The sequence below is a fragment of the Candidatus Rokuibacteriota bacterium genome, from assembly GCA_030647435.1.
Taxonomy (GTDB): domain Bacteria; phylum Methylomirabilota; class Methylomirabilia; order Rokubacteriales; family CSP1-6; genus AR37.
Map to the genome: position 1 here is coordinate 1 of JAUSJX010000114.1, position 5,935 is coordinate 5,935.

At 66.8% G+C, this 5,935-nt stretch carries 4 protein-coding genes and 1 pseudogene; 2 read left to right on the forward strand and 3 right to left on the reverse strand.

The window, feature by feature from the left end; all coding sequences use genetic code 11:
- Positions 1 to 509: 509 nt before the first annotated feature.
- Positions 510 to 2,699 carry a DUF4185 domain-containing protein gene (locus Q7W02_19735; GenBank protein ID MDO8478383.1) on the forward strand — a complete coding sequence of 730 codons (2,190 nt, stop codon included), beginning with the start codon at positions 510 to 512 and terminating at the stop codon, positions 2,697 to 2,699.
- A 113-nt stretch (positions 2,700 to 2,812) separates the two neighbouring features.
- Here Q7W02_19735 and Q7W02_19740 read toward each other — a convergent pair whose 3' ends face one another.
- The gene (locus tag Q7W02_19740) at positions 2,813 to 3,598 is read right to left on the reverse strand and encodes a hypothetical protein (protein ID MDO8478384.1); all 786 of its coding nucleotides are present in this window, start codon (positions 3,596 to 3,598) and stop codon (positions 2,813 to 2,815) included.
- A 212-nt stretch (positions 3,599 to 3,810) separates the two neighbouring features.
- On the opposite strand from Q7W02_19740, the pseudogene Q7W02_19745 reads away from it, so the two are divergent.
- A pseudogene (locus Q7W02_19745) lies at positions 3,811 to 3,953 on the forward strand (IS1380 family transposase).
- Between the two features lie 49 nt (positions 3,954 to 4,002).
- On the opposite strand, the gene Q7W02_19750 reads toward Q7W02_19745, so the two are convergent.
- Both Q7W02_19750 and Q7W02_19755 read right to left on the reverse strand, forming a co-directional pair.
- On the reverse strand, positions 4,003 to 5,283 hold the full coding sequence (locus Q7W02_19750) for a serine hydrolase (GenBank protein MDO8478385.1): 1,281 nt from the start codon (positions 5,281 to 5,283) through the stop codon (positions 4,003 to 4,005).
- A 151-nt stretch (positions 5,284 to 5,434) separates the two neighbouring features.
- Positions 5,435 to 5,935, reverse strand: a 501-nt coding sequence (locus tag Q7W02_19755) for a hypothetical protein (GenBank protein MDO8478386.1), incomplete at its 5' end; no start/stop codon positions are given.

A 5,935-nucleotide genomic window follows, 5' to 3' on the forward strand; every position in this document is an offset into this window, starting at 1 on the left:
GCCTACGATCTGCCGGCGCCAGCGAGCATGCGGCGCCCGGGCCCCGTGGTAGAGGAGCAAGTGCACCTCGGGTCGCGGCGTCAGCGCGGCCAACTTCTCCAGGAACTCGGCGGGCTCGAACAGCAGATGCGTCGTGCCATCCGCCACGCCTTCCTCAACTCGACCAGCACGCCCCATCGGCGCGGCGGCACCGTCACGGCGGAAACGGAATGCGAGCCGATTTTGAGATGGCGTGATATAGAGGAGCCGTTTATAGAAGCGATGGTGCAGGCTGCGCGAGCGGCCGCGTTTGGCCGAAATTCTCCGATCGATTTGGCCGTCAGAAGTCGACCCTTTCCTGACGGCTATCCCACGCAGAAGCAGACATTCACATACCTCCCCTGCGACCCATTCGCTGAACCATTGACATGCACTCCCCTCGACCGCACGATGCGCTCGGAGGCACGTCGATGACAACCCGCCTTGTACGACTCGTCGGATTGGCCGCAGCGATCGGGGTGGCTGTGTCCGTGGCCGCCGTGATCGTGTTGTGGGGACCAAAGCTCCAATACGCCGCCACGAAGATCTGCCAGGTCACCGGTGCCGTGGATCGTGAGCGTCCGGACCAGCCGACCGGGTTTCAGCGCTCGGGCGTGACCGGCGGTGTCACCGGAACCGACCTCGGCTTTCCGTTCGAATACGGCGACAGGCTAGTCATGCTGTTTGGCGACTCGAGAGAATTTGACCCGGATCGATGCCAGCCTGAGTTTTGCGGCACAGAGGACAGCCGCGCAGAGGACGGCCAACCACAGGACAACTCGAAGCTCTCCAACGATCCGGTACTTCGGCTCAAGCGCTGGCACACCTGGGCCGAATGGGGCAGATGGAAGGAAAACCGCGAGGAGGGAACCGACAGCATTGCCACGGCGCCCTTGGCTTTCGATCCTGACCAATGCATCCCGGCCAGCGTCGAAACCGACGAACGCGGCAGCGTATACGGTCACGAACTCAGCGCCGATTCCATAGGCGTGCCTTTCCGCCTCGGGGGGCCCGCCGTCGCTGCCCGACCCGAGGACAAGTGGGTCACCGCTGTCGACGGCCGTATCCTCGTCACGACGGCAATAGGGGCCACTTTTGCACACGAGGTGGCAGGCACTGGCATCGGAACGCCCTTTAAGCTGAGCGGGCCGCCCGTGGGTGCGCGGCCGGAGGACAAATGGACGGCGGCCATTGGTGACCGACTTCTGGTGGGGACATCCGATGGCCGGGTGTTTGCCCATCGAGTCACGACCAATGTGGTCGAGGCGGCCGTTCAGCTGAGCGGGCCGAAAGTGGGGGCCAGGCCCGAAGACCGTTGGGTGCTGACTACACGGGACGGGCTACTGGTCGTGACGACCGATGGCCGGGTCTTCCGTCATTCCATCGTTGGCGACACCATTGCGGCACCGTTTCAGCTTGCTGGGCCACCAGTGGCTGCACGCCCGGAGGACAAGTGGTTGCTCGTCATGGATGACCGGCTGCTGGTCATCACCAAGGGCGGGGACCTCTTCGTACATCCGCTGACGAACAACGCGGTTGGTACGCCCGTTGCCCTGAGAGATCAGTTCGTCGGAGGCAACCCCCAAGACAAACGCGCACTGGTGATGGGCCACCGACTGCTAATCCTGACGGGACAGGACGGGCGCTTCCGCCCGACCCAACTCAATGGCCAATCTCTCGGCCGAAGGGAGGGTGCCATCGGCGCGGTCGTCAGCGACACGACGATCCACGCGTTCTTCACGATGAGGGACCGGAATAATGTCGCGCATGACGATGAGAAACCGGGCGGCCAATCGGTCCTCGCCCATTCGACCGATGGCGGACGGAGTTTTCACTCGTCCAAAACGGTGTCGACGACGAAATTCCTTTGGACCGTGCCGGTGGTAGAGCAAGCCAGCCGAGTCGGCTGGCTTCCGAAGGATATCGTCGGAGACGTCGTGCTGGTCTGGGGCGCGGGGCGTCAGAACCAACAGGGCGATGCCACGCCCTTTCACCACAGCTATCCCTACCTCGCGGTGGCCCCGCTGGCGTCGATCGCGACGCTGTCCACCTGGCGTTACTACACGGGCCTCGACGCGACGGGCCACCCCGCGTGGAAGCGCGACGCCGAGTTGCAGGCGCAGCCTGTTCTTCCCTTCGGCACCCCCGAGAGCGACTCCCGCTTCGGGCCGGGCTATCACCAGTGCCTCGGTTACTTCTCCGTGCGACGAATCGATGCGTGGGGCAAGTGGGCAATGCTCTATGCCTGCAACAACGACCCTCGCGCCCCTCTGGCCGGGTACAACCCCAACAACGGCCCCCGCGGCATCTACCTGCGAACCGCCGAACTGCCTTGGGGCCCTTGGTCAGTACCTCGAAGGGTTTTCAACCCGGATGAAGGTTACTGCCACTTCATGTATCGAGTCTCGAATGACTGCCCTCCGGGCTCTCCCAACCCGGTCGAAGAGTCTGTTCGAGATACCAGAGAGACGCCAAACGTGCGCGCATCGGGCGGCGAGTACGCGCCCATTCTGCTTCCTTCGCGCTATGTCAAGAGCACGCCTGACGGAACGGCGCTCTACTTCCTCATGGCGACGTGGAACCCGTACCAGGTGGTGCTGATGCGGATCGACGTGACGCAGGCACCGATTTTGGAACAGCTGGCACCCATCAACAGAGTACGGCAGTGGCTGACGCAATAGTGTGCTGCCGCAGGCAGGTTGTAGAACCGTTGCAGGACCCTCGGAACATCGGTGATCCGAAGCGACCATGCGTTTGGGTGCCAATGCAGCAGCGTCCGTCCTATGCGCTCGTCTCAGTCGACGCCGAAATCGAACACCTCGAACATGTTCGGCTGCCCGCGGACGATCGCGACCAGGCCGTACTCGCCGGGTGCGAGGGGCTCCTTGGGCTTGATGTGCGTGCTGCCATCCGAACCCGGCTCGCCCTCCAGCGAGACCCTGTACTTCGGGTCGGGTCCTTGACGGAAGGTCGCGCCTGCCCAGCCCCAGCCGGAGTTCTTGCTGATCGGGAGATTGCGATCGTTCTTGCCGGGTTTGAGCCGGACGAGCGCCCACTGCTCAGCGCTGAGGTTGGTCGAAAACACCGGCTGCTTGTTCGTGATCCGGTACTCGGCTCGCGGCGTCGCTAGCACGACTTCCTGCCGGGAGCCGGCGAAGGGGGCTACCGACGTTTCCATCTCTCCGCGCGCGGCCTTGAGCGGCTTGGCCCCGCCCGCGCTCAGGTGAGCAATCGTCGGATCCGCCTGAGATGTCCCTCCGCCGGCCGCAGCCGGGGCCGGCCCGTCCCCGGTGATCATGGCCTCGATGACCTTATCGGACACTCCCGCGCGCTTGAGTTTGATGAGCCCGTCCGTGCTGGTGTCGAACTTCCGTTGCGAGGCGCGGATCTTCTGGATGACGACGCCCTCGGCGAGGCCGGCCTTGACCATGCCGATGACACTGTCGTTGGTCAGGACCTCCTGGGCGGTGCTGCGGACTCCGGCCAGGGGCCCGAGCAGTACGGCGGCCAGTCCGGCCACGAGGACGAGCAGGAGTCGAACGGAGCGGGCACGGCGCGATGTCGCTTGGGCAGACGGCATGACGGCTTCTCCCTCCTGGATGCTGTGGCGATGTGGATCGACGGGAATATACCACGGTGGCGCGACAAGGGGAGCCGAGTCCGATGGGGACCACTCGCGGCTGATGCGCATTCGCTGCTCCGAGGAACTCCCGCCGACGAACGTGGCCTGTGCCGGCCCAGAGCGCAAGACGCTCTACCGGGGCCGACTCCGGCGTCGTGCAGGCCGCCACGCTCCGGCCAGGCAACGTCCACGGTGCAGACGGGTGGGAGCAGATGCTCCTCCCCGTCTTTGACCGATCCCAGGCTCGAGGCAGACCGTCGTCGTCCGTGCCGACGCGGCCTTCGCGCTACCGGCCCTCTATGAGGCGCTGGAGCGGCGCTTAGGCGACATAAGGGCCATTGTCAGACCGGGGGGAGAGGTACTCAGCGTCCAAGCGTGCGCACGACGCTCTGCCACAGCGCGCCGGTCTCGCGGCTGCCGGGGTCCACGGATTGCTTGCGGACCGCGGTGTGGACCAGCACGAGGCGGCTCTGCGGGTCGACGTAGATGGCCTGGCCGCGGACGCCGAGGAACGCGAACATCCGGCGCTCACCCGGGAAGATCCACGTCTGGTAGCCGTAGCCGAAGAACGGCGTGGCCAGGCCGGGCCGCAGGTGCGACTGATCCTCACGCACGGTTGTCGCGTCCTTGATCCAGGCGGCGGGAATGATCTGCCGCCCGCGCCAGTTGCCGTCGTGCGCGAGCAAGAGGCCGAGCCGCGCGTAGTCGCGCAGCACCGCGTTGATGCAGCAGAACGTCGACTCCTGGCCCGTCTTGTCGATCAGCCACGTCGCGTCGGCCTCGGCGCCGATCGGGTCCCAGATCTTCTCCTGCAAGTACTCCGAGACGGGGCGCCCGATCACGCTCCTCAGCACGAGGCCGAGCACCTGGGTCTCGACGGAAGCATATGAGAACTTCGAACCGCTCGGCACGACGCGCTCGTTGAACTTCGTCACTGCGCCGACGCCGCCCTCGCCGAGTTGGATATAGGTATCGAGGACGAGCGTCGTGACGTCGTCGCGCCCCGAGTACTCCTCGCTGAAGCGGACGCCCGACGACATCTGCAGCAGATGACGGAGCGACGTGCGCCCGTACTCGGTCCCGGCGAGCGCCGGCACGTAGGCGGCGGCGAGGTCGTCGACCGAGCGGATGCGCCCCTCGGCGATCGCGATCCCGACCAGCATCGCGGTCACGGTCTTCGCCATGGACCACGACGTGAAGCGATCGCGGTCGGTGCGTCCGTACTGGTAGCGCTCGACGAAGATCGTCTCGTCGCGCGCGATGAGCAGCCCGGTCGCCGGATTGCGCGCGAGGTAGTCGTCGAGCGTCAGGTCGAGGCCCTGGAACTTCCACGTGATCGCCGGCTCGACGACGCGCACGAGGCGAGAGGATGTCGCGGCCTTGCGAACCAGCCGGCTTTTGAAGACCTCGTCGAGATGGCTGTGCGAACCCACCAACATCGGAATGTCGTAAAAGGTCCGGCGATCGCCCATCGGATAGCCCGCGCTCGCGCTGTAGGCCTCGGCATCAGGACCGCTCGCGGCGAACCGTGGCGCCACCTCTTCGGTGAGCGCAGCGTCGTCGCGCGTCGTCGACGGGGACGCGCAGCCCGCCACGAGCGTGACGAGCACGAACGCACCGCCGCGACGAAGCGCGCGCGCCATCACCGCTTCACGCGCCGTTTGCCCGATGGCGCGTAGGCGACATAGAGGCCATTATCGGCCCGGGCCGGGGCCGACGGGCGCCGACGGCGGGGTGGCTGGCGCCGAGAGCACCGCGCGTCGCGCATCGTTGATCCCCCAGCCGGGCCAAGCATCAACTGCGAGCTTGCGCCGGCGCCCGCGGGGCCGTCAAGACGCGGCCTGCCGGGGCAGAGTCCAACCCCGAGACTGGGACGGATGACGGAGGGGAGGGGGCGGCAGCGCGCAGGGCGGCCGACGGCGGGGCCGGCCCCGGAGAGTCCGCCGGGTGGAGCCGGCCCAGGGCCGCGAGGATCGTGCCCACCACGGCCGGGTCCTCCACCGTGGCGATGCGCCGCAGCCGGCCGCCGCAGCGCGGGCACGCGAGCCCGTCGATCCCGAAGGCCCGGCGCCTCAGGGGGGCCCAGGCCCAGGAGCGCGGGCCGCGTGATGCTCCGCGCTCAGTCCGCCGGGCGGCCGCCTCCTCGCTCGCCGCCGACCTGCGAAAGCCTACGATCTGCCGGCGCCAGCGAGCATGCGGCGCCCGGGCCCCGTGGTAGAGGAGCAAGTGCACCTCGGGTCGCGGCGTCAGCGCGGCCAACTTCTCCAGGAACTCGGCGGGCTCGAACAGCAGATG